Annotated in this window: 20 protein-coding genes and 1 pseudogene; 10 read left to right on the top strand and 11 right to left on the bottom strand. The window is 71.3% G+C overall.

The annotated features are described in order from the left end of the window. Window positions 1–42 precede the first annotated feature (42 nt). A complete protein-coding gene (locus QE374_RS06455; RefSeq protein WP_309733200.1) occupies window positions 43–2,031 on the top strand; it encodes an ATP-binding protein in 1,989 nt (662 codons plus the stop codon). Window positions 2,032–2,058: 27 nt separating this feature from the next. Here the strand turns inward: QE374_RS06455 and QE374_RS06460 are convergent, their stop codons facing one another. The 3 genes from QE374_RS06460 to QE374_RS06470 all read right to left on the bottom strand — a co-directional run bounded on the left by QE374_RS06460 (window position 2,059) and on the right by QE374_RS06470 (window position 6,167). Next, window positions 2,059–3,819 carry a hypothetical protein gene (locus tag QE374_RS06460; RefSeq protein WP_309733202.1) on the bottom strand — a complete coding sequence of 587 codons (1,761 nt, stop codon included), beginning with the start codon at window positions 3,817–3,819 and terminating at the stop codon, window positions 2,059–2,061. Window positions 3,820–4,002: 183 nt separating this feature from the next. Continuing rightward, on the bottom strand, window positions 4,003–5,160 hold the full coding sequence (locus QE374_RS06465; protein WP_309733203.1) for a cystathionine gamma-synthase: 1,158 nt from the start codon (window positions 5,158–5,160) through the stop codon (window positions 4,003–4,005). After that, on the bottom strand, window positions 5,157–6,167 hold the full coding sequence (locus QE374_RS06470; RefSeq protein ID WP_309733206.1) for a pyridoxal-phosphate dependent enzyme: 1,011 nt from the start codon (window positions 6,165–6,167) through the stop codon (window positions 5,157–5,159). The genes QE374_RS06465 and QE374_RS06470 overlap by 4 nt, the downstream gene beginning before the upstream one ends. 335 nt (window positions 6,168–6,502) lie before the next feature. On the opposite strand from QE374_RS06470, the gene QE374_RS06475 reads away from it, so the two are divergent. From QE374_RS06475 to QE374_RS06505, 7 genes and pseudogenes are all read left to right on the top strand, one after another. Beyond that, complete coding sequence (locus tag QE374_RS06475; RefSeq protein WP_309733208.1) at window positions 6,503–7,483, top strand: MetQ/NlpA family ABC transporter substrate-binding protein; 981 nt, start codon at window positions 6,503–6,505, stop codon at window positions 7,481–7,483. A 110-nt stretch (window positions 7,484–7,593) separates the two neighbouring features. Next, window positions 7,594–8,628 carry a methionine ABC transporter ATP-binding protein gene (locus tag QE374_RS06480; RefSeq protein WP_309733210.1) on the top strand — a complete coding sequence of 345 codons (1,035 nt, stop codon included), beginning with the start codon at window positions 7,594–7,596 and terminating at the stop codon, window positions 8,626–8,628. After that, the gene (locus tag QE374_RS06485) at window positions 8,628–9,290 is read left to right on the top strand and encodes an ABC transporter permease subunit (protein WP_309733212.1); all 663 of its coding nucleotides are present in this window, start codon (window positions 8,628–8,630) and stop codon (window positions 9,288–9,290) included. The genes QE374_RS06480 and QE374_RS06485 overlap by 1 nt, the downstream gene beginning before the upstream one ends. Beyond that, entirely contained in the window at window positions 9,290–10,477 is a 1,188-nt protein-coding gene (locus QE374_RS06490; RefSeq protein ID WP_309733214.1) for an acyl-CoA dehydrogenase family protein, read from the top strand. Before QE374_RS06485 ends, QE374_RS06490 begins: the two co-directional genes overlap by 1 nt. Beyond that, window positions 10,474–10,686: pseudogene (locus QE374_RS06495) on the top strand (acyl-CoA dehydrogenase); the annotation flags it as partial. The gene QE374_RS06490 and the pseudogene QE374_RS06495, both read left to right, overlap by 4 nt. A gap of 397 nt (window positions 10,687–11,083) precedes the next feature. Continuing rightward, complete coding sequence (locus tag QE374_RS06500; RefSeq protein WP_309733216.1) at window positions 11,084–11,665, top strand: acyl-CoA dehydrogenase family protein; 582 nt, start codon at window positions 11,084–11,086, stop codon at window positions 11,663–11,665. Window positions 11,666–11,766: 101 nt separating this feature from the next. Then, complete coding sequence (locus QE374_RS06505; protein WP_309733218.1) at window positions 11,767–13,110, top strand: NtaA/DmoA family FMN-dependent monooxygenase; 1,344 nt, start codon at window positions 11,767–11,769, stop codon at window positions 13,108–13,110. A 110-nt stretch (window positions 13,111–13,220) separates the two neighbouring features. Here QE374_RS06505 and QE374_RS06510 read toward each other — a convergent pair whose 3' ends face one another. After that, the gene (locus QE374_RS06510; protein WP_309733220.1) at window positions 13,221–14,084 is read right to left on the bottom strand and encodes a sulfurtransferase; all 864 of its coding nucleotides are present in this window, start codon (window positions 14,082–14,084) and stop codon (window positions 13,221–13,223) included. A gap of 183 nt (window positions 14,085–14,267) precedes the next feature. Between QE374_RS06510 and QE374_RS06515 the strand changes: the two genes are divergently transcribed. Together QE374_RS06515 and QE374_RS06520 are read left to right on the top strand one after the other, a co-directional pair. Next, entirely contained in the window at window positions 14,268–14,711 is a 444-nt protein-coding gene (locus QE374_RS06515; protein ID WP_309733221.1) for a MarR family transcriptional regulator, read from the top strand. 37 nt (window positions 14,712–14,748) lie between these two features. Then, window positions 14,749–15,171, top strand: a complete 423-nt coding sequence (locus QE374_RS06520; protein ID WP_137418928.1) for an organic hydroperoxide resistance protein — start codon at window positions 14,749–14,751, stop codon at window positions 15,169–15,171. An 8-nt stretch (window positions 15,172–15,179) separates the two neighbouring features. Here the strand turns inward: QE374_RS06520 and QE374_RS06525 are convergent, their stop codons facing one another. The 7 genes from QE374_RS06525 to QE374_RS06555 all read right to left on the bottom strand — a co-directional run bounded on the left by QE374_RS06525 (window position 15,180) and on the right by QE374_RS06555 (window position 23,201). Beyond that, complete coding sequence (locus QE374_RS06525) at window positions 15,180–15,851, bottom strand: response regulator (protein WP_309733225.1); 672 nt, start codon at window positions 15,849–15,851, stop codon at window positions 15,180–15,182. Next, window positions 15,848–18,361: an ATP-binding protein gene (locus tag QE374_RS06530; protein WP_309733227.1), complete on the bottom strand. Its 2,514-nt coding sequence runs from the start codon at window positions 18,359–18,361 to the stop codon at window positions 15,848–15,850. The genes QE374_RS06525 and QE374_RS06530 overlap by 4 nt, the downstream gene beginning before the upstream one ends. A 130-nt stretch (window positions 18,362–18,491) precedes the next feature. Continuing rightward, window positions 18,492–19,100, bottom strand: a complete 609-nt coding sequence (gene kdpC / locus QE374_RS06535) for a potassium-transporting ATPase subunit KdpC (protein WP_309733229.1) — start codon at window positions 19,098–19,100, stop codon at window positions 18,492–18,494. Window positions 19,101–19,121: 21 nt separating this feature from the next. Next, entirely contained in the window at window positions 19,122–21,290 is a 2,169-nt protein-coding gene (gene kdpB, locus QE374_RS06540) for a potassium-transporting ATPase subunit KdpB (protein WP_309736641.1), read from the bottom strand. A 2-nt stretch (window positions 21,291–21,292) separates the two neighbouring features. Continuing rightward, a complete protein-coding gene (gene kdpA, locus QE374_RS06545) occupies window positions 21,293–22,975 on the bottom strand; it encodes a potassium-transporting ATPase subunit KdpA (protein ID WP_309733231.1) in 1,683 nt (560 codons plus the stop codon). Next, window positions 22,975–23,064, bottom strand: a complete 90-nt coding sequence (locus QE374_RS06550; RefSeq protein ID WP_137418923.1) for a potassium-transporting ATPase subunit F — start codon at window positions 23,062–23,064, stop codon at window positions 22,975–22,977. Before QE374_RS06550 ends, kdpA begins: the two co-directional genes overlap by 1 nt. Beyond that, window positions 23,061–23,201: a hypothetical protein gene (locus tag QE374_RS06555; protein WP_309733233.1), complete on the bottom strand. Its 141-nt coding sequence runs from the start codon at window positions 23,199–23,201 to the stop codon at window positions 23,061–23,063. The genes QE374_RS06550 and QE374_RS06555 overlap by 4 nt, the downstream gene beginning before the upstream one ends. Window positions 23,202–23,393: the final 192 nt, after the last annotated feature.

Raw genomic sequence — 23,393 nt, forward strand, 5'->3', positions numbered from 1 at the left:
TCGTGTACGGGGCGGGCGCCGCCGAGAGGGTACGTTCACAGTATGAAGGCTGGCGCCCCGTTCGCGACACTCGGCGCCCCGCCACGGACCACGTGGATCCCCCCGTGGTGGAGTTGGCCGATCGCCGCTGTCGTCATCGGTGCCCTGGGCCTCTCGGGGACGATCTTCACTCCTCCGGGCGGCAGCGCCGCCGCGTGGTGGCCGGCCGCGGGAGCGGCCGCCCTGTTCGCGCTGCTCAGTCCACCGCGCCGGCGCGGCGCCTTCGTTCTGCTCGTCCTCGTCGTGACGGTGATCCCCAACCTCGTCTACGGCCGTTCCCTCGCGGTGGCCGTCGGCTATGCGCTGGCGAACGCCCTGGAGATCGCGGCACTGCTCGCCGTGCTGGCGATCTGGGGCTACCGCGGCGCCAACGCCTTCGTGCTGCACCGCACGCGCGAGGCGCTCGTCCTCGTGGTCGCCGGCCTCACGGGCGCGCTCGTGGCCGCGCTGGTCGCCGCCACCACGGCCGCGCTGCTCGGCGGCGGCGACTTCTCGGCGACCGCGCTGAGCGTGTTCCCCTCCCATGCGGCGGCCGTGCTTCTGATCGCTCCGTTCGCCTGCATCCCGCCGATCTCCGGCTCCGCGCCCGTGCCGCGCTGGGAAGTCGTGCTGCAGCCCGTCCTCCTGGTGGGCGTGCTCGCGTTCGTCGCCTTCCCCCGCGTCGAGATCCCCCTCACCTTCCTGCCGTTCATGATCATCGCGTGGGGATGCCTGCGCCTGCCTTTCGTGGCCTCCCTCATCGAAGTGCTGGTCGCCGGCATCGCGATCCTCATGGTCACCCTGGCCGGGCGGGGGCCCTTCGCGCTCGGACTCTCCCCGGCTGAGCGCGCGATCACCGTCGAGATCTTCCTCATCGCCTTGGCGACGGTGTCACTCCTGCTGCTCACCGCGCGCGCGGAGCAGCAGGAGACGGCGCGTGTGGCCGAGCGCACGAGTCACCTGCTCTCGGGCGGTCTGGTCGAGACCGAAGTGGGGCTCGCCGTGGCGCGGCGCGCAGGGGAGAGCACCGAGCTGCTGTGGGCGAACGCTGCCGCGCGATCCATGATCGTCCTGGAACTCGACGGTGACGACTGGGCGGGCCCCCTCGAACACGTCGCGCGGCATGCCAGTCGCGACGGCGTCGAGCGTGTGCACACGGACGGAGACACGTCACTGCGTCTGGTTGCCAACCCGATCGAGAACGATCCCGGGATGTTCGCCGTCCAGCTGCTCGACGTGTCGAGCACCGTGCGCATGATCCACGCGCGCGCGGACGCCGAACGCGAGCGCGCCGCGGCCACCGAGCTGCGGGCCGACCTCCGGCGGCAGCGCGACGACTTCATCTCGACCACGAGTCACGAGCTTCGCACGCCCTTGACCAACGTGCTGGGCTACGCCGAGCTTCTCGAGGAGTCGCCCGTGCTGACCGCTCTCGAACGCGACTGGGTCGCCCGCATCCGGCGGAACGGACTACGTCTGTCGGATCTCGTTGAGGATCTGCTGATGGTCGGCGGGGCCCATGCGACGCCCGCGAGCCCCGGCGAGCAGCACACGCTCTCGACCCGTTCCGTGGTGGCGGCGATCGTCGCCTCGCACGGCGCCGCGGCCGACGAGAAGCGGCTGCGCCTCGAGATCGACATCGATGCCGGAACGAACGTGCACGGAGTTCCCGCCGACATCCATCGCTCTCTCGGAGCGCTGCTCACCAACGCGATCCTGTTCACGCCGGCCGACGGGGACGTGCTGGTGCGCGTGCGCGAAGACGGTGGGATCACCGAGTTCTCGGTCAGCGACAGCGGGCCCGGCATGAGCGATGCCGACCGCGACCGCGCCTTCGAGCGCTTCTTCCGGGCCGCGGAGGCGGAACAGTCCGGCGCGCCCGGTGTCGGCCTCGGACTGTCCATCGCGCGGCGCCTCGCGCATCGGAACGGCGGGACGCTGGAACTCGTCTCCCCTGCGTCCGGCGGCCTGCGTGCGGTGCTGCGGCTGCCGGCGGCGCCGCGCCACGCCTGAGCATCGCGCATCCACCCCTCGCGCGGTTCAAGCGACGGGCAGCGGTACCCGCGCCTCGAGCACGACGTCGCGGCCCCGCTGGAACAGATGCGCGCCGCCCAGGTTGGCGATGCCTCGGCCCGCCGTCAGGGGCAGCGCCGAGCCGAGGCGCCCCGGCGATGACACCTCCACGCGCAGCTCAGGGGCATCCGGGGCTTGGTGGGTCACCTCGAGTGTCGCCTGCCTCGCACCAGAGTGCTTGACCGCGTTGAGGAAGCCCTCGCTCGCGATGTCCACGACACGGCGCGTCACGTCCTCGCGCCCCAGCGCGATCCGCGCCTCGTCGTCGATGTCGCTGGAGATCTCCAGCACATGCGACCACGTCTCGATCATCTGGGCGAGAGCGTCCGACGGCGCGATCGGCGCTGTCGCGGCCTGCGTCGGCGCGGTGCCCTCGATCTCCGCGAGGGCCAGCGTGATCGTCGCCGCGAAGGCATCCAGCTCCTCGACGGTCGCCGCGCGCTCGTCCACCGTCGCGGCGAACAGCACGCACCTCCCCTGTACCCGACCGTGCAGCTGCTCTGCCGCGGCGCGCAGTTCGAGACGAGCGCGCGTCGTGCGCGCCGCCACCGCATCCGTCTGCGCGGCCAGAGCGCGCGACAGGCGACGCGTCTGCACGATCGCGCTGTGGATCGCGTCAGAGGAGACACCGATGATGGCCGCGAGCAGGGGAAAGGCGAGGATCGGAACGAGTGCCGTCGGCAGCGTCTGAGGCGCCAGGAGGATTGCGGCGGAGGAGAAGAGCACCCCCGTCGCGAACCAGGCGAACAGGATGGCGCCGCCGCGCGCAGTGGCCGAGCGGCGACGCGACGAGCGACGGGCGACCGCGTCGGCGACGAAGCCGCAGGCGAAGACGAGCACGACGGCGAACAGGGCGAGCGCGGTCGAGACCGTCGTCAGCGTGTAGGGAAGGCTGCCGACCGCGTAGGCGATGCTGACGACGACCGGGCTCGGCGGACGCAGCCGCGCCAGCAGCGGGCGCCGGGCAGGGGCGGGCACCGCCACGGGGCCGGTCCCTGCCCGGATCTCGGACATCGGCAGCGCCGCCTCGTCCTCGAGATCGTGACTGACCGCACGGACCGATTGCGAGAACCCGCTCACGTCGTCGAATCCGGGGCTGGTCGCCACCAACTGCGCGAGCTCGGTGCGCAGCCTCGCGATCTGCCCGTGCAGCAGGATGCGGCTGCGCCGCGCGTAGGCGTCGGCGCGACGGTCGGCCTCGCTCAGGTCGGACAGCGCGACCCGCAGGCGCGCGCTCGCGTCGCGGGTCGCCTCGTAGGCGACCGTCGCCGTGGCGACGAGGGAGAGCACGATGAGCCAGATCACCACGTTCGTCGTGATGCGCTCGACCCAGGACCCCGTGCTGGGCTCGTGCAGCAGCAGGAAGCCGGCGGCGTCGTTGAGCAGAGGACGCGCCGCGCCGACGCCGACCACCGCGGCGAGCACGAGAAGGGCCCGCCAGCGACGGCGCCGCATCCGACGCTCGGCCCACGCCACCGGCAGCACGAGCACCACCAGCAGCGCCCAGACGAGAACCGAGATGGCGATGGCGGGCAGGAACTCCACCGTTGAGTCCACGGACCGGTAGGCGCCGAGCACCGTCACCGCGATCAGGAGCGAGACGGCAGCGCTCCATCCGCTGAAGAAGCGGCCGCTGGTGAGGGTCCCCCACCAGATACGAGCCACGCGTCGCGCACTTGCGACGACACCGCCGCGGCGGGTCTCGGCGTATGTGCGGGCAGGCGTCATCGCCGGTTCCGTCCGGTCACGTCGTCGCTCGACGCAGTCGACGACACGGAATCTCCGCGCACCATCGATCTCATAGATCCCCTCAGGCCGTCGGGTCGACCTGCTTTGCGCGACTACTGTACCCAGCGCGACGCAGGAAGGGGCGTCACGGGGCCTCTTTTGCGCGCGACGTCGGGGTCGCGTTCAGATCGCGGCGAGCGCCGCATCGAGATCGGCGACGAGATCGTCCGCGTCCTCGATGCCGACCGAGAGCCGCACGACCTCCACGGGCACCGCCAGTTCGGTTCCCCGTACCGACGCGTGGGTCATCGCGTCGGGGTAGTTCACGAGGGACTCGACGCCCCCGAGCGACTCGGCGAGCGTGAACAGTCGCGTGGACTCGGCGAAGCGACGGGCCGCGGCCTGGTCGGCGAGCGCGAGCGACACGATGCCGCCGAACCCGCTCATCTGGGTGCGCGCGATGTCGTGACCGGGATGCGCCGACAGGCCGGGGTAGTACACGGCGGCGACCCGCTCGTGGCCGGCGAGGAAGTTCGCGACGGCGTGGCCGTTCTCGCTGTGGCGCTGCATCCGCACTCCGAGGGTCTTGATGCCGCGCGTGGTCAGCCAGGCGTCGAACGGGCTCGAGACCGCGCCGACGGCGAACTGGAGGAAGCGCGCCGCCTCGGCGAGCTCCGCGTCGTTCGTGACGAGTGCACCGCCGACGACGTCGGAGTGGCCGCCGAGGTACTTGGTCGTGGAGTGCACGACCACGTCCGCGCCGAGCGCGAGCGGCTGCTGCAGAGCGGGGGTCGCGAACGTGTTGTCGACCACGACGAGCGCACCCGCCGCGTGCCCGAGGCGAGCGAGCCCCGCGATGTCGCTGACCTTCAGCAGGGGGTTGGAGGGCGTCTCGACCCAGAGGATGCGGGCCGGCCGCTCCTCGAGGGCCGCGGCGACCGCATCCAGATCGCTCATGTCGACCACGCGGAGCGTGACGCCCCACGGGCCGAGCACGCGCGCGAGCAGCCGGTAGGTGCCTCCGTAGACGTCACTGCCGAGCAGGACCTCGTCGCCCGGCTTCAGCACGGCGCGCAGCAGCGCATCCTCTGCCGCGAGTCCGGACGAGAACGACAGTGCATGCTCTCCGTGCTCGATCGCGGCGAGCTGCGTCTCCAGGGCCGTGCGGGTCGGGTTGCCGCTGCGGCCGTACTCGTAGCCGCCGCGAAGACCCCCGATCCCGTCCTGGGCGAACGTGGTGCTCATGTGGATCGGCGGGATGACCGCGCCGGTGGTGGGGTCGAAGTCCTGGCCTGCGTGAACCGCGAGACTGGCGAAGGCGCGGGCTGCGGGGTTGGTCATCGTTGTGCTCCTTCGTCGGTGCGGGCTTCGGCGAGCCGGCTCGTGGTCTGTTCGACGGCGAATCCGTGATCGGTCATCCAGGCGTCGTCGAAGATCTTGCTGAGGTAGCCGCGGCCGTGATCGGGCAGCACCACGACGACCACGGCGTCGGCGGGGAGCTCGCGCGCGGCGCGGAGGGCGGCGACGACCGCCATGCCGCCAGATCCGCCCACGAGCAAGCCCTCCTCGCGGGCCAGGCGGCGCGTCATGGCGAAGGCCTCGGCGTCGTCCACGCGCTCGTAGCGGTCGACGACGGCGGGGTCGAAGGTCGTGGGCCAGAAGTCCTCGCCGACCCCCTCGACGAGGTAGCCGTGCAGCGGGCCGCCGGAGTAGATCGACCCCTCGGGGTCGGCGCCGATCACAGTGACGCGACCCTGGGAGGCCTGCTTGAGGAAGCGGCCCGTGCCGCTGATGGTGCCGCCGGTGCCGATGCCCGCGACGAAGTGGGTGACGGCGCCGTCGGTGTCGGCCCAGATCTCCGGCCCCGTGGTCTCGAAGTGTCCGCGCGGGCCGTTCTGGTTGGCGAACTGGTTCGGCTTGAACGCCCCGGGGATCTCTCGCGCCAGCCGGTCGGAGACGCTGTAGTACGAGTCCGGATGCTCGGGCGGAACGGAAGTGGGCGTCATCACGACCTCGGCGCCGTAGGCCCGCAGCACCGCGACCTTCTCGCCGGCGAACTTGTCGGGGACGACGAAGATCATCCGGTAGCCGCGCTCGAGCGCGACCAGCGCCAGGCCGACGCCGGTGTTGCCGCTGGTCGGCTCGACGATCGTGCCACCGGGCTGCAGCAGTCCGTCGCGTTCTGCGGCGTCGATGATGTTCTTCGCGATGCGGTCCTTGGCGGAGCCACCGGGGTTGAAGTACTCGACCTTGGCGAGCACCGTCGCGGCGATGCCGTCGGTGACGCGGTTCAGTTTGACGAGGGGGGTGTTGCCGACGAGCGCGGCGACGCTGGATGCGTAACGCATGGAGGTGTCCCTGGGTGCGGCGGGGCCCGGCTGCGGGGAGCCCGCGGGTTGTCGGAGGTTATCGGTGAGGGTGCGCGAGAGGGCGCACGGGATCACTCAGCGACAACAACGACAGGTAAGCACAGTGCGACCCTACCAGAGCCCGCGCACCGCTCGCTCCCCGCATCCGCCCGCGTCCGTGACGGGATGTGACGATGCGCGACGAGGTGTGACGGCTCGGATCGGATGCCGCCGACCCGGTGTGGCGCAATGGGGCATCGCGATCCACGGGTCGCCCCGCACAGCACACCGAGCCCTGCGCCACCGGCGCAAGGGCCAGAGCAAGGAGACACCCCATGTCCGAGAAGCCGTCCGAATCCCCCGACCTGCGAACGACCCTCGACGCCTCGCGCAGGCGTCGGCGCACCACCTGGCTGAGCGTCGCGGCCATCGCCGTCGTGGCCGTCATCGTCGGCGTCGTCGCGATCGTCGCGAACCTCACCCGCTCCGACGAGCCGGCCGCCGCCGCGGGCGGCGACGAGCGTCTCGCCCTGCGCATCGCCGTCAGCGAGGACTCCGACTTCCAGAGCGCCGTCGCCGACATCGCCGCGGAGAAGGGACTCGACGTGACCTGGGTCAACGTCGACGACTGGGTGCTGCCGAACACGGAGCTCGCCGCCGGGACGGTCGACGGCAACGCGTTCCAGCACATCCTCTACCTCTCCAACTTCAACGCCCAGAACGACGAGGACCTGACGCCGGTCTTCTCGACGGTCATCACCCAGTGGGGCATCTTCTCCGCGACCCTCGGCGACACCGACGAGATCCCCGACGGCGGGCGCATCGCCATCCCCGACGACCCCTCCAACGGCGGTCGCGCACTCGGCATCCTGGCCTCGGCGGGCCTCATCGAGCTGAGCAAGGATGCGGGCGACTTCCCCTCGGTCGACGACGTCACCGCCAACCCGAAGAACCTGGAGTTCGTGCCGATCGCGGCGACCACCATCCCGCAGCAGTTCGACGATCCCAGCCTGTCCGCGGTCGTGGTCGGTCTGTCGTACTTCGACCCGTCGCAGGGGATCACCGCGGACAAGGCCCTGTACCTCGACGACTCGCTCGATGAGAAGAACCTTCCCTACATCAACGTCGTCGCCAGCCGTGCCGACAACGCGGACGACCCGGCGTGGAAGGTCCTCGAGGAGGCGTACGCCGACCCGCGCGCGGCCGCCGCGCTCGAGAAGGAGGACAAGGGCGCGACGGTGCTCGTGCAGATCCCCGTCGACACCCTGCGCACGAAGCTCGCCGACCTCGAGAAGTCCGCGGCCGCCAACGGCTGATCCGCCTCTGCGCGCGCTGCACTCGCTCGGCGACCGACAAGACCCCGGTCGCCGAGCGAGGCCGCGTAGCGAGACGAGACGAGAGCACCCGATCCACTGCCTGGAGGAGCATGAGCACCGCCGTCCGCTTCGAGCACGTCTCGAAGACCTTCACCACAGCCCGCGGGCGCACCCTCGCCGCGCTCGACGACGTGAACCTCGCCGTCGATGCCGGCGACATCTACGGCATCGTCGGCTACTCCGGCGCCGGCAAGTCCACGCTTCTGCGCACCGTCAATGCGCTGGAGCGCCCCACGAGCGGGCGGGTGTTCGTGGGCGACAGCGAGATCACGGCGCTCGACGCGGCGGGACTCCGCCGCGCCCGCCAGCGGATCGGCATGATCTTCCAGCAGTTCAACCTGCTGCGCTCACGCACCGTGTACAAGAACATCGCGTACCCGCTCCGGCTCGCGGGCGTCTCCGAGAGCGACACGATCGACCGGGTGGCCGAGCTGCTCGAGTTCGTCGGCCTGTCCGACAAGGCGCTCCAGTACCCCTCGCAGCTCTCGGGCGGGCAGAAGCAGCGCGTGGGCATCGCCCGCGCGCTCGCGAATCGACCCGATGTGCTCATCAGCGATGAGGCCACGAGCGCGCTGGATCCGCAGACGACAGGAGAGGTGCTGGATCTGCTCCGCCGCGTGCACGCGGAGTACGGCATCACGATCCTCGTCGTCACCCACGAGATGGAGGTGATCCGCGACGTCTGCAACCGCGTCGCCGTCATGCAGGAGGGCCGGGTCGTCGAACAGGGCAGTGTCTACGACGTGTTCGCGCATCCGCAGCACCCGACCTCCCGGCGCTTCGTGTCGTCCGTGCTCCACCATCTGCCCTCGGCGGAGACCGTCCGCCGCATCCGCACGGTGCACACCGGACGCCTCGTGCAGCTGCACATCGAGAACCGGGAGTCCAACGACCCGTTCCTCTCGCGCATCTCGCGCGCGCACGACGTGGACGTGAACGTCGTCTACGGGGGTGTCGACGAGCTGCAGGCACGGCTGTTCGGCAGCCTGACGGTCGAGCTGCTCGGCACCGACGAGAACGTGGCTCGTGCGCTCGCCGATCTGCGGGACGCGGCCGTGATCACCGAGTTGAACGGAGCACACTGATGGATACCGCCTACCTGGACGCCCTGCTCCCGCGCATCGGCCGGGCGCTGTTCGAGACCCTGCTCATGGTGACGATCTCTTTCACCCTGGCCACGATCCTCGGGCTCGGCCTGGGTCTGCTCCTGTACGCGACGCGGCCGGGCAATCTGCTCGCCAACCGGGTCGTGTTCGGCGGGCTGAACCTCGTCATCAACATCGTGCGACCGGTGCCGTTCATCATCCTCGCCGTGTCGATCATCCCCCTCACACGCTTGCTGATCGGCACGAGCATCGGGCCGCTCGCGGCCACCGTGCCGATCACGATCGTCGCTTCCATGGCCATCGCCCGCATCGTCGAGTCGAACCTCGTCGCGGTCGATCCGGGCTCCATCGAAGCGGCCGTCGCGATGGGGGCGAGCCCGGCCCGTGTGCTCTTCACGGTCGTGCTCCCCGAATCCCTCGGACCGCTGACGCTGGGACTGACCTACATCGTCGTCGCGCTCGTCGACACGACGGCCGTCGCCGGCGCAATCGGCGGCGGCGGCCTCGGCGACCTCGCACTCAAGTACGGCTATCAGCGCTTCGACTGGTTCGTCGTGCTCGTGATCGTCGTCGTCCTGATCGTCCTCGTCCAGGCCGCCCAGTTGCTCGGCAACCGGGTCTCGCGAAAGGTGATGCACTGATGACCGACGCATGGGACGACCTGCTCGTGAGATGGCGCGCGGGCGCCGCGGAGCGAGAGCGCGAGCGGGATCTCCCGTTCGCGGCCGTCGACGAGCTGCGGGCGCAGCGCTTCGGCGCCCTCCGCCTGCCGCGGACCGTCGGCGGCGCCGACGCCTCGCTGGTCGATGTGCTCGCGCGCATCGTCGAGCTCGCCGAGGTCGACTCGAACCTCGCGCACATCTGGCGCGGGCACATCGCCTTCGTCGAGCAGCTGCGCTGGGACGGCTGGCACACGGACGCCGCCGCGCGCTGGCTCCCGCGTCTGGCCGCGGGGGATGTCGTGGGAAACGCGTTCAGCGAACGCCAGGAGACGGCGCAGCTGACCACCCGGCTCACCGACACCGGCCATGGCGGCCTGCGGGTGACGGGCACCAAGCACTACACGACGGGCTCCCTCTATGCCGATTGGGTCCACGTGGCGGCCGTCGACCGATCCGGCGAGCGCGTCGCGCTGGCGGTGCGCTCCGATGCACCCGGTGTGAGCATCGCCGACGACTGGGACGGATTCGGGCAGCCGCTGACCGCCTCCGGCACGACGATCCTGGATGCGGTGGCGGTCGATCCCGGCGACGTGTTCCCTCTGGGCGGGCACGACGAGGATCGTCACCGCGTCATCGGTGGCGTCTATCAGCTGACCCTTCTGGCCGTGATCGCGGGGATCGCCCGCAGGGCCGTCGCCGACACCGTGGCCTTCGTGCGTCCGCGCCGACGCACCTTCGGCTTCGCGGGCGAGACGCGGCCCGTCGACGACCCGCTCGTGCAGGTCGTCGTAGGTGAGATCAGCGCCGCGGCGTCCGCCGCACGGCGGATCGTGCTCGGCGTTGCGGCAGATCTGGATGCCGCCGCGGCGGCCCATGACGGCGCCGCGCTGCGCGACGTCGAGCTGGAGGTGTACCGCGCACAGCAGACGGTCATCGAGCTCGTGCTGGCCGCCACCAGCCGCCTGTTCGAGGTCGGCGGCGCGAGCGCGACCTCGCGGACGCTGGGTCTGGATCGGCACTGGCGCAATGTCCGCACGATCGCCTCCCACAACCCCGTCCTCCAGCGGGTGCGTGCTGTCGGGCGGTTCGAGCTGGACGGGACGCATCCGGTCTGGCAGGCGCCCGGCGCGCCGACCGGCATCCCTGCGACGGGTTCGGTCGCATGAGCGTCGACGCGACCGTTCTGGTGCGCGAGTTCGGCGCGGTCTTCGACGCCGTCGGACAGGAAGCCGTCGCGCGGGAACGGGGGCGGCGCCTACCGCACGCCGAGGTCGAGGCGCTGCGTGAGGCTGGTTTCACCCGCGTGACGCTTCCCGTCGCCCTCGGCGGGCGCGGAGCGGGGCCGTCGCAGCTGTTCGAGCTGCTGGCGGAGCTCGCCCGCCGCGACCCGAACCTGGCGCAGCTGCTGCGTTCGCACTTCGCCTTCGTCGACAGGACACTGCTCTCACCGCCGGGCGCACGCCGGGACCGCCTGCTGGCGCGGATCGCCGCGGGAGCGATCCACGGCAACGCGACGTTCGAGCGGGGCCCTGCCTCGGTCGGCCACGTCGCGACAGCCGTCACCCGCGACGGACGCGGCCTGCGTCTGGACGGGCGGAAGTTCTACTCGACCGGCACGTTGTTCGCCGACACGGTCGGCGTCCTCGCCGAGTACGAGGGCGAGCAGGTGAGTGTGATGCTCGACACCACCGCTGCCGGCGTCGAGCGCGTCGACGACTGGCGGGGGTTCGGCCAAGCGCCTCACCGGCAGCGGCACGACGATCTTCCGCGACGTGCGCATCGAGGAGGACGACATCATCGCGCGGGAGCAGGGGCGCGTGAGCCACGCCGGCGCGTTCGTGCAGCTCGTGCTGCTCGCCGCCGCCGCAGGGATCGGCCGCGCGGTGCTCGACGACGCGAGCGCCTACGTTCGCACGCGCACTCGCGGATTCAGCCACGGGGCCGCCCGGAGGGCGCAGGACGATCCGCTCGTGCAGGAGGTGGTCGGCGACATCGCCGCGTCCTCCTTCGCTGCCGACGCCGCGTTGGCTGCCGCGTCCGCCGCCCTCGACGCCTCGACCGACGCCGTGCTGTCGGGCGACGACGAACGCGCCCGCCCCGCGGTCGCCGCGGCGGATCGAGCCGTGACCGCAGCGCAACTGGTGATCCTCCCCGCCGTCCTGGAGGCCGCGAACCACCTGTTCGAAGTCGGCGGTGCGAGCGCGCTGGATGCCGACCGGGCTCTGGATCGCCACTGGCGCAACGCACGTACGCTCGCCTCGCACAATCCCCTCCGGTTCAAAGCCCGCGCGCTCGGCGAGCACGAGCTGACCGGCACACCGCTCGCCTCCTGGTGGACGGTCGGAGAGACCTGAACCGATCCGGGCGTTCTCGTCTGTCGTGTCCCCCTGCAGACGAGAGCCGTGTCCGATAAACGACGACGCCCCCCGCCGAGAACCCGACCCGAGAGAGATCCATGCCCGAGCCCAAGAAGCTCATCCTCAACCTGTTCGAGATGAACACCGTCAGTCACATCACGCACGGGCTCTGGCGTCTGCCCGGCAACAACCGGCACCGCCACGGCGAGATCTCGTACTGGCAGGAGCTCGCCCAGCTCGCCGAGGACGGCGGGTTCGATGCGGTCTTCCTCGCCGATGTCGTGGGCGCCTACGACGTGTTCCGCGGTGGCCCTGAGACGGCGGTCCGCGAGGGGCTGCAGATCCCCTCGCACGACCCGCTGCTCGTCGTGCCACTCATGGCTGCGGTGACCAGCCGGCTGGGTTTCGGCGTGACCTTCTCCACGAGTTACGAGCCGCCGTTCACCTTCGCACGACGAATGTCGACACTCGACGCGCTGACACGGGGGCGCATGGGATGGAACATCGTGACGTCCTACCTGCCCAACGCCGCGCGCAACTTCGGCCTGGACGAGCAGATCCCGCACGACGAGCGGTACCGGATCGCCGATGAGTTCCTCTCGGTCGTCTACGCCCTGTGGGAGCGCTCGTGGGACGAGGGCGCCGTCGTGTTCGACGCGGAGGGCGCTCTCGTGACGGACCCGGCGAAGGTGCATTACATCGACTTCGTCGGGGAGAGGTTCCGCGTCGCGGGCCCGCACCTCGTCGAGCCGACACCGCAGCGCACCCCGGTGCTGTTCCAGGCCACGGGCTCGCCCGCAGGGATCGCCCTCGCGGGCCGCCATGCCGAGGCGGTCTTCACCGGCGGCAAGAGCGCCGACGATTTCCGGCGCAACAGGGCCAGGATGCGGGAGGCCGCGGCCGCTGCGGGCCGCTCCCCCGACGATCTCCGCTTCCTCGTGCAGGCGGGCATCGTCGTGGGGCGGACCGAGGCGGAGGCGGCGCGGAAGTGGGAGACCTACCGCCGGTTCACGAGTCTCGACGGCATCCTCGCGCACGCTGGCGTAGCCCTCGACCTGACGGCGTTCGACGGATACCTGACGGTCGCGGAGGCGGCGGCGCTGGCGGGCGTGGACGTCGACGGACTGGGCCTCGCCCCCGAGCGGACGGTCGCCGACACCCTCGAGGGGTTCCGGCGCAGCCGCGAGGATCGATACTTCGTGGTGGGCACCCCCGGAGTCGTGGCCGACGAGATCGAACGGTGGCTCGACGAGGACGGCATCGACGGGATCAACCTGCGGCAGTATCACTCCTTCGACACGCTCAGGGACGTCGCGGAGCTCGTCGTTCCAGAGCTCCGCCGGCGCGGCCGGCTCCGCGACGAGGACGAGGCCACCACGCTGCGCGGACGTCTCTTCGGCGCAGGCCCCTACCTCCCCGACGCCCACCCCGCCCGTCGCTGATCCCGCGCCGCCCGCCTCTCGCCGGGGCGCCCCTCCCCTGCGGGAGCCGAAGCCTGCGCGTGAACCCGGGCACGCGTGTCTCAACCGTTCACGCGAGAGGCGGAGCAGGCTCAGCGGGCGAAGACGTCACCCCAGGGCGTGGGGCCGACGGCGATCGGCCGTCCGGGCGTGCGCGACCAGCGGCTCCAGCCGCCGGGGAACACCCGCGCGTCGATGCCCGCCGCGGCGAGCGCGAGCGCGCTGTGGGCGGCAGCGATCCCCGACCCGCAGGCCAGGACGATCCCGGCGGACGCGTCGACACCCGCATCCGCGAGCGTGCGGTGGATCTCCGCGGCCGGTCGCAGCCGCCCGTCGGCCTGCATGTGGGCGAGGGTGGGCACGTTGATCGCGCCGGGGATGTGGCCGGCCGCGGGATCGGCGGTGGGAGCGACACCGCGGTAGTGCTGCGGCGCACGCGCGTCGATGAGGGCGCCGTGCTGCGGGGCGCCGGCGGCCGTCTCGATCGACGCGATCCCCGGGTCGGCGTCGGCGAGCACGATGTTCCCGGGCTCCGGCCGCACATCGCCGCCCTCCAACAGACCGCCGGATGCGATCCAGGCGCGAAGTCCCCCATCGAGCACGCGCACGTCGACGCCTCGGCGACGCAGCAGCCACCATGCCCGGGCCGCAGCCACGCCGTCGTTGTCGTCGTACGCCACGACGAGATCCCCCGCATCCAGACCCCACGCCCGAGCCGAATGCTCCAGGTCGGCGAGCGTGGGGAGCGGATGCCGGCCCTCCTCCGGGTGTCCGGGACGGGCGAGCTCGCGTTCGAGATCGACGTAGACGGCACCCGGCAGATGCCCCGCGAGGTAGGCGGGGCGCCCCTCCGGCAGATCGAGCCGCCAGCGCACGTCGAGCAGCCGCACGGGACGTCGTGCAGCGGCGAGTACGCGGCGCAGCTCGTGGGTGTCGATGACGGGTGGCGACGTCATACCGCGAGCCTGCCCGGCCGGCATCCGGCGTTCACGGCCCGTCGCAACAGCGCGTCACCGGACGTCACACCCCGTCACAGACCCCCGACCCCGTCTCGCCACCGGGGCTTGGAGGGGGGACGACGGAGACGTCGACACGCACAGTGAATTGCGCACAACTGAATTGCGTGCAATGCTTTTGCCATGACGGAGACGACGGGACCGGCGCTGGATCGGATGCTGTGCTTCTCGCTGTACTCGGCGAGCAGGGCGACGACCCAGGTGTACCGGCGCCTGCTCGAGCCGTGGCAGCTCACCTACCCGCAGTACCTCGTGCTCGTCGAGCTCTGGGACCGCGGGCCGCGCACCGTCAGCCAGCTGGGCGAGGGCCTCGGCCTGGACTCGGGCACGCTGTCACCGCTTCTCAAGCGGCTCGAGAAGGCGGGCCTCGTCACCCGGACCCGCGAGGACGCCGACGCGCGCGTCGTGACCGTCGCACCGACCGAGCGCGGCACGGCCCTGCGCGCCGAGATGTCCGAGCTGCCCTCCCAGATGTGGAACTGCTACGGACTCGAGCCGGATGCGGCCCGCGCGCTGCTCACGGCGCTCCACTCACTCACGGCCACGCTGCACGCCGACGCCGACTGAGCTCCCTCCCCCGAAGAACCGACGAAAGGTATCCCCCATGGACGTCCTCTACACCGCAGAAGCCCTCGCCACCGGAGGCGGCCGCAACGGCCACGTCACCACGAGCGACGGCATCCTCGACGCCGACGTGCGCGTCCCCAAGGAGATGGGCGGGGCGGGCGAGGCCCTGAACCCCGAGCTGCTGTTCGCCGCCGGCTACTCGGCCTGCTTCCACAGCGCGCTGCAGTCGGTCGCCCGGATGCAGAAGGTGGCCATCCACGACACGAGCGTCGGCGCGCGGGTCGGCATCGGCCCCAACGGCCAGGGCGGCTTCCAGCTGGCCGTCGAGCTCGAGGTCGTCATCCCGGACCTCCCCGCCGACCAGGCGCAGGCTCTCGCCGACGCCGCCCACCAGGTCTGCCCCTACTCGAACGCCACCCGCGGCAACATCGAGGTCACGGTGCGCGTCGTCGAGGACTGACACGATCCTCAGAGCTGGAGGCGGTATCCCATCCCGGTCTCGGTGAGCAGATGCACCGGGCGGGCGGGGTCCGCCTCCAGCTTCTTGCGCAGCTGCGACATGTAGAGGCGCAGATATCCCGAGTCGTTGACGTTCTCGCTCGCCCAGATCTCCTTCAGCAGGCTCTGGCGCGTCACGAGAGCACCGGGATGGCGCGCGAGGAACTCCAGCATCCGCCACTCCGTCGGCGTCAGATGCACACGCACCCCCGCGCGCGTGACCGTCTTGGTCGCCAGATCCAGCTCGACGTCCCCGAAGCGCACGACAGGATCGTCGACGGATGCGGCGGCCCGCCGTCCGAGCGCGCGCAACCGCGCCAGCAGCTCGTCGATCTGGAACGGCTTGGTCACATAGTCGTCGGCACCCGCATCCAGAGCGTCCACCTTGTCGGCGGAGCCGGTGCGTCCTGACACGACGATGATGGGGGCCCGCGTCCAGCCGCGCAACGCCTCGATCACCTGCACGCCGTCGAGATGCGGCATGCCGAGATCGAGCAGCACGATGTCGGGATGCGACTGCGCGGCCAGCGTGATCGCCGCCGCACCGTCGGCGGCCGCGACCACGTCGTAGCCGTGCGCGGCGAGCGTGATCCGCAGGGCCCGCACGAGCTGCGGATCATCGTCGGCGACCAGGATCTTCACGAGTCCCTCCTCTCCTCGGATGCGGCATCCGCCGGCCACAGCGGCAGCGAGACCACCATGGTGAGACCGCCGCCGGGGGTGTCCTCGGCGGTCAGCGTGCCACCCATCCCCTCCGCGAAGCCGCGCGAGAGTGCGAGCCCGAGGCCGAGCCCCACCGTGTTGTCGGTGTCGCCCAACCGCTGGAAGGGCGCGAACATGTCATCCCGCCGCTCGGCCGGCACCCCCGCGCCGCGGTCGACGATGCGCAGCTCGGCCCGCTCGCCGAGACTGCTCGTCGCCACCCGCACCCGGGCGCCGGGCGGCGAGTGGCGCGCGGCGTTCGCGAGCACGTTCACGATGACCCGTTGCAGCAGCACGGGGTCGGCGGCGATCGCGGGCAGCGCCGGATCGAGCGCGAGCTCGACCCGGTCGGGACCGAGCCCCAGCTCGTCGAGCGCGGCGAGGACCGAGCCCGCGGCATCCACCGGAGCGAGCGCGACGGCGAGCACTCCGGCCTCCACACGGCTCACGTCGAGCAGATCGGTCACGAGCGTCGACAGGGTCGCAAGGCTCTCCTCGGCGGTGTCGAGCAGCTCGCGCCGGTCGGCGGGGCTCATGTGCGCTCCCGCCGCGCGGAGGCCCCCGACGGCCGCGACCGCAGCCGCCAGCGGACGGCGGAGGTCATGGCTGACCGCGGAGAGCAGTGCCGTGCGCACCTGGTCGGTGGCGGCGAGCGCGTCGACCTCTCGCGCCGCCGCCGACAGGTCGGTGTGCTCGAGGGCTGCGGCGAGCTGCGCGACGATCACCTCGAGCAGGCGACGAGCCGACGCATCCGGGTCGGGGCCGTGCAGCTCGAGCACCGCGTCGCCGACCGGGAGGGTCGTGAAACCGCCGCCGCGCACCGGTTCTCCGTCGGTGGCGATGACCTCGCCGTCGGCGGCGACCAGGCGGACGCCTGCGAGGCCGAACGCCTCGCGTGTGCGGGTGATGAGGGCGGGCACCGCGCTCTCACCGCGCAGCACGGATCCGGCCACCGTGGCCAGCAGCTCCGACTCCGCCGCGGCTCGTTCCGCACGGCGCGTGCGTCGGGCCGCCTGGTCGACGATGTAACTGACGAGGATCGCGATCACGACGTAGAGACCCAGGGCGAGCGCGTGCAACGGATGCGCGATCGAGACGGTGAAAGTGGGCGCGACGAAGAGGAAGTCCAGTGTCAGCCCCGACAGGACCGCGGCGAACAGCGCCGGCCAGATGCCGCCCACGAGGGCGACCACCACCACGAGCAGCTGGAAGGCGAGCACGTCGGAGGTGATGGACTCGTCGCTGCGGAAGGCGAACAGCGCCGCCGACAGCAGCGGACCCGCGGTCAGCGCGATCACGAAGCCCAGGATGCGGCGCTTCGCGCTCAGCGCTCCGCGCTGCACCGAGGGCAGCCGCATCCGCCCGCCGGCGGCGGCCGCGTGACTCACGATGTGCACGTCGATGTCACCCGAGAGCCGGATGACGGTGGCCCCGATGCCGGGGCCCGTGACCGCTGCGGCCCACCGGGAGCGGCGGCTGACGCCGATGACGAGCTGGCTCGCGTTGACGGAGCGGGCGAAGTCGACGAGGGCGCGGGGGACGTCGTCGCCGACGAGCTGGTGGTACGTGCCGCCGAGGGATTCGACCAGCGCGCGCTGCTGTGCGAGCGCGCCCGGCGTCGCGCGGCGCAGGCCCTCCGCGCTGGACACGTGCACCGCCAGCAGTTCGCCGCCGGCCGACCGCGCCGCGATCCGGGCGCCTCTGCGAAGCAGCGTCTCCCCCTCCGGCCCCCCGGTGAGCGCGACGACCACTCGCTCGCGCGTCTGCCACGTGCCGCGGATGTCGTGAGCGCTCCGGTAGTCCTTGAGGGCGCTGTCGACCTCGTCGGCGAGCCACAGCAGCGCGAGCTCGCGCAGCGCCGTGAGGTTGCCGAGGCGGAAGTAGTTGGACAGCGCCGCATCCACGCGTTCGGCGGGGTAGACGAGCCCGGCCGACAGACGGTCCCGCAGCGACTGCGGGGCGAGGTCGACCACCTCGACCTGATCGGCGCCGCGCACGACCGTGTCGGGCACGGTTTCGCGCTGCGCGACACCGGTGATCTGCTCCACCACGTCGCCGAGCGAGGCGATGTGCTGCACGTTGACCGTGGTGATCACGTCGATGCCCGCGGCGAGCACCTCCTCGACGTCCTGCCAGCGCTTCTCGTTCCGCGAGCCCGGGGCGTTCGTGTGGGCGAGTTCGTCGATGAGGGCGACGTCGGGATGCCGCGCGATGACCGCATCCACATCCATCTCGTCGAGTTGGACGCCCCGATGCGCCCACCGCCGGCGTGGGATGTGCACGAGCGCCTCGGCCTGCTGCGCCGTGGCCGCACGACCGTGGGTCTCGACGACGGCGATGACGACGTCGCCGCCCTCCTGGGCGAGTCTCGCCCCCTCGCGCAGCATCTGGAACGTCTTGCCGACGCCCGGCGCCGCGCCCAGCAGCACGCGCAGCTTCCCGCGCTTCATGCCCTCACCCTAATCTTCCCTGCGCGGCCCGCTGATCTCCCCCGCGCTCGGCGAACAGCCGCTTCCCCTGTCACAGATCGAGCCGCGAGCGTCGATCTGTGACAGGGGAGCAGGACGGCGCACGGCCGGGTCACGGCTTCAGCGCGTCGAGGGCGAGGTTCAGCTCGAGCACATTGACCCGCGGCTCGCCCAGGTACCCGAGGTCGGAACCGGTGGTGTGCGCGGCCACGAGCCGGCGCACCTCGCCCTCGTCGAGGCCGCGCACGCGGGCGACGCGGGCCACCTGTAGCGCGGCGTAGGCGGGGCTGATGTGCGGGTCGAGTCCGGACCCGGATGCGGTGAGCGCATCGACCGGCACGGATTCCGGGTCGACACCCTCGAGCTCGGCGACCGCCTGCCGGCGCTCGGCGATCGAGGCGATCAGGTCGGGGTTCTCGGGACCCAGGTTGGACCCGGAGGAGGCACTCGCGTCGTAGCCGTCGCCCGCGGCGGACGGGCGTGACTGGAAGTACTGCGGCAGAGCGGCACCGTCGGCATCCGTGAACGACTGGCCGATCAGGGCGCTGCCGACGACCGTGCCCGCGGCATCCGTCACGAGCGAGCCGTTCGCTTGCGCGGGCAGAGCGAGCTGGCCGATGCCCGTGATGAGCGCGGTGTAGCCGACACCGAGGACGAGGGTCGCCGCGAGCAGGGTGCGCACGGCGACGCCGGACTGGCGGAGGGCGGAACGAAGGGACATGGTGTCGTCTCCAGAGGGGGCTCAGAAGCCCGGGATGAGGCTCACGACGAGGTCGATGAGCTTGATGCCGAGGAACGGGGCGATCACGCCGCCCAGTCCGTAGATGAGGAGGTTGCGGGTCAGCACCTGCGATGCGGATGCGGGCCGATAGGTCACCCCGCGCAGGGCGAGCGGGATGAGGAAGACGATCACGATCGCGTTGAAGATGATCGCGCTCGTGACGGCGGATGCGGGCGAGCTCAGCTGCATCACGTTCAGCGCGGCGAGGCCGGGGAAGACCCCCATGAACATCGCCGGGATGATCGCGAAGTACTTGGCGACGTCGTTCGCGAGCGAGAACGTCGTGAGGGCACCGCGGGTGATGAGCAGCTGCTTGCCGATGCGGACGATGTCGATCAGCTTGGTGGGGTCGCTGTCGAGGTCGACCATGTTGCCGGCCTCCTTCGCCGCCGACGTGCCGGTGTTCATCGCGACGCCCACATCCGCCTGCGCGAGAGCGGGCGCGTCGTTCGTGCCGTCACCGGTCATGGCGACGAGGTTCCCGCCGGCCTGCTCCTTGCGGATGAGCGCCAGCTTGTCCTCGGGCGTCGCCTCGGCGAGGTAGTCGTCGACGCCGGCTTCGGCGGCGATCGCCCGGGCGGTGAGCGGGTTGTCGCCCGTGATCATCACGGTGCGGATGCCCATGGCCCGCAGCTCGTCGAACCGTTCGCGCAGCCCCTCCTTGACGATGTCCTTGAGGTGGATGACACCCAGGATGCGGGTGCCCGCCGCATCCGCCACGGCGACGACGAGCGGAGTGCCGCCGGCGGAGGAGATCGTCTCGACCTCGCTGGTCAGCTGCGCTCTGGTCGCCGTGGCGATGGCGCTCCCCTCCGACTCGGCCCACGCGATGATCGCGGAACCGGCGCCCTTGCGGATGCGGGTGCCGTCGGGAAGGTCGAGCCCGCTCATCCGGGTCTGCGCGGTGAAGGGGACGACGACCGCCCCTTCGGGTTCGGCGGCGTCGATGCCCTGCGTGCGGGCGAGGTCGACGACGGATGTGCCTTCGGGCGTCGGGTCGGCGAGCGAGGAGAGCGCGGCCGTCCGGGCCAACTCCTGCGCATCGATCTGCGGCAGCGCGACGAACGCGGTGGCGCGGCGGTTGCCGTAGGTGATCGTGCCGGTCTTGTCCAGCAGCAGCGTCGTGACGTCGCCCGCCGCCTCGACGGCACGGCCCGACATCGCGAGAACGTTGCGCTGCACGAGACGGTCCATGCCGGCGATGCCGATCGCGGAGAGGAGGGCTCCGATCGTGGTGGGGATCAGACAGATCAGCAGCGCCACGAGAACCGGCACCGAGACGGGGGCTGCCGCGTAGGACGCGATCGGGTTCAGCGTCAGCACGACGACCACGAACACGATCGACAGGCTCGCCAGCAGGATGTTGAGGGCTATCTCGTTGGGCGTCTTCTGGCGCGAGGCGCCCTCGACGAGCGCGATCATGCGGTCGACGAAGGTCTCGCCGGGGCGGGAGGTGATGCGCACGACGATGCGGTCGCTGAGCACCCGAGTGCCGCCGGTGACGGCGCTGCGGTCGCCGCCGGATTCGCGCACGACGGGCGCCGATTCGCCCGTGATGGCGGACTCGTCGACGGTCGCGATGCCCCACACGATGTCGCCGTCGCCGGGGATGAGCTCGCCCGCAGACACCACGACGACGTCGCCGAGGGTCAGCTCGCTCGAGGCCACCTCGGTCGTCGCCGTCTTCTCGGCCGCGCGGTCGCGGTCGGGGTCGTAGGCGAGGAGCCGGCGGGCCATCGTGCTCGTACGCGTCGAGCGCAGCGCCTGCGCCTGCGCCTTGCCGCGTCCCTCTGCGACGGCTTCGGCCAGGTTCGCGAAAATCACCGTCAGCCACAGCCAGAGGGCGATGCCCCAGGTGAACCCCGACGGCACGGCCGAGCCGCCGGTGCTCTCCGGGCCGCCGAGGAAGGGCTCCGCGATCGCGATGACGGTCGTGAGGGCCGCGCCGACCCACACGAGGAACATGACGGGGTTGCGCCAGAGCGCTGCGGGGTTGAGCTTGGCGAGCGCGCCGGGCAGCGCCGCGGCGATCTGCGCCGTGCCGAACGCGCGACGGGAGCCCTGCGCACCCCCGGGGGTCGCGGGTTCGGTCGGACGGGTGAGATCGGGGGATGCGGGAAGTCGGGACATGGTCACAGAAGCCCTTCCGCCAGGGGACCCAGCGTGAGAACGGGGAAATAGGTGAGTGCGGTGATGAGCACGCTCACGACCACGAGGAGGCCGACGAACTGCGGCCGGTGGGTCGGAAGGGTGCCGGTCGTACCGGGGATGCGTTCCTGCGCCGCCAGTGAGCCCGCGAGAGCCAGCACCAGCACGATGGGGATGAAGCGTCCCAGCAGCATCGCAACGCCGAGCGCGGTGTTCAGCCAGGGCGTGTTCGCGGTGAGGCCCGCGAACGCGGAGCCGTTGTTGTTGGCCGCCGAGGTGAAGGCGTAGAGCACCTCGCTGAGGCCGTGCAGCCCCGGGTTCCAGATCGATGTCGACTCGATGTCGTCGCGCACGCCGGGCAGCGCGAAGCTGAGCGCGGTGCCCGACAGAACGAGCACCGGGGTCACGAGGATGTACAGGCTCGCGAGCTTGATCTCGCTGGGACCGATCTTCTTGCCCAGGTACTCGGGGGTCCGGCCCACGAGCAGTCCACCGATGAACACGGCGATGACGGCGAGGATCAGCATCCCGTACAGGCCCGATCCGACGCCGCCCGGCGCGACTTCCCCGAGCATCATGTTGATCATGGCGACGGCACCGCCGCCCGCCGTGTAGGAGTCGTGCATCGAGTTGACCGCTCCCGTAGACGTGAGGGTCGTCGAGCCTGCGAAGAGGGTGGATGCCCAGATGCCGAACCGGGTCTCCTTGCCTTCCATCGCGCCGCCGGCCAGCTGCGGCGCGGTGCCGAAGCCCTGCACCTCGAACCAGGTGAGCAGCGAGATCGAAGCGGCGAACAGGGTCCCCATCACCGCGAGGATCGCGTAGCCCTGGCGGTTGTCGCCCACCATCCGACCGAAGGCGCGGGGAAGCGACACGGGGATCACGAGCATCAGGAAGATCTCGAAGAGGTTCGTCCAGGGCGTCGGGTTCTCGAACGGATGCGCGGAGTTGACGTTGAAGAAGCCGCCGCCGTTCGTGCCGAGCTCCTTGATGGCCTCCTGCGAGGCCACAGGACCGCCGGGCAGGTTCTGCACCGCACCGCCGATGGTGTCGACGGGAGTGAAGCCCGCGACGTTCTGCACGACGCCGCCGATGATGAGCACGATCGCCGCGACAATCGCGAGGGGCAGCAGGATGCGACCGACACCGCGGACCAGGTCGACCCAGAAGTTGCCGATCGTGCCGGATCCGCGCCGCGCGAAGCCGCGCACGAGGGCCACGGCGACGGCGAGCCCGACGGCCGCCGAGAGGAAGTTCTGCACGGCCAGCCCCGCGAGCTGCACGGTGTAGCCGAGGGTGGCCTCGGGTGAGTACGACTGCCAGTTCGTGTTGGTGACGAAGGACACGGCCGTGTTGAAGGCGAGCCCCTCCGGCACCGCGGGAAGCCCCAGTGCGTAGGGCAGGAACTGCTGCGTGCGCTGCAGGAGGTAGACCAGCAGCACGCCGGCCGCGGAGAAGATGAGGACGCCGCGTGCGTACGCCTGCCAGCTCTGCTCCGCCTCGGCGTCGACGCCGATCACGCGATAGACACCGCGTTCGATGCGGGCGTGCCGGGGCGAGGTGAAGACGAAGGCGATCAGGTCGCCGAGCGGCCGGTAGGCGAGCCCCAGCGCCAGCAGCAGGGTCGCGATCTGGAGGATGCCGAAGGTGATCGATTCCGCATCCATCAGAACTTCTCCGGGCGCACGAGCGCGATCACGAGGTAGACGACGGCGGCGACGGCGAGGGCTGCGGCAACAAGGGAGATGACGATCATGACCGCTCGCTCCGGGTGGCGCCGGCCGGCCGGGTGGACGCGCGGTCGCCCGCCTGCAGGGCGTCGACCCCCTTCAGCACGAGGGCGACGAGCGCGAACAGCGCAAGCGTCGCGAGAACGTAGACGAGATCGAGCACGGGGACTCTCCAGAGAACACGCCGCGCGGTCGGCGCGGGCGCCCCGCTCGGGGCACTCGTCGATCGAACGCCTCCGCCGGGGCGTTTCCCGCCGTCCTTACGGAATCCGAACGGTCGGCGTTCGGATCCTCACACCCTCCTCATCACGGCGCGCGCCTGGTGGCACCCCTGTCGGGGCGGGACGGGGTGCCC

This window comes from Microbacterium sp. SORGH_AS_0428 (assembly GCF_031453615.1).
GTDB lineage: Bacteria > Actinomycetota > Actinomycetes > Actinomycetales > Microbacteriaceae > Microbacterium.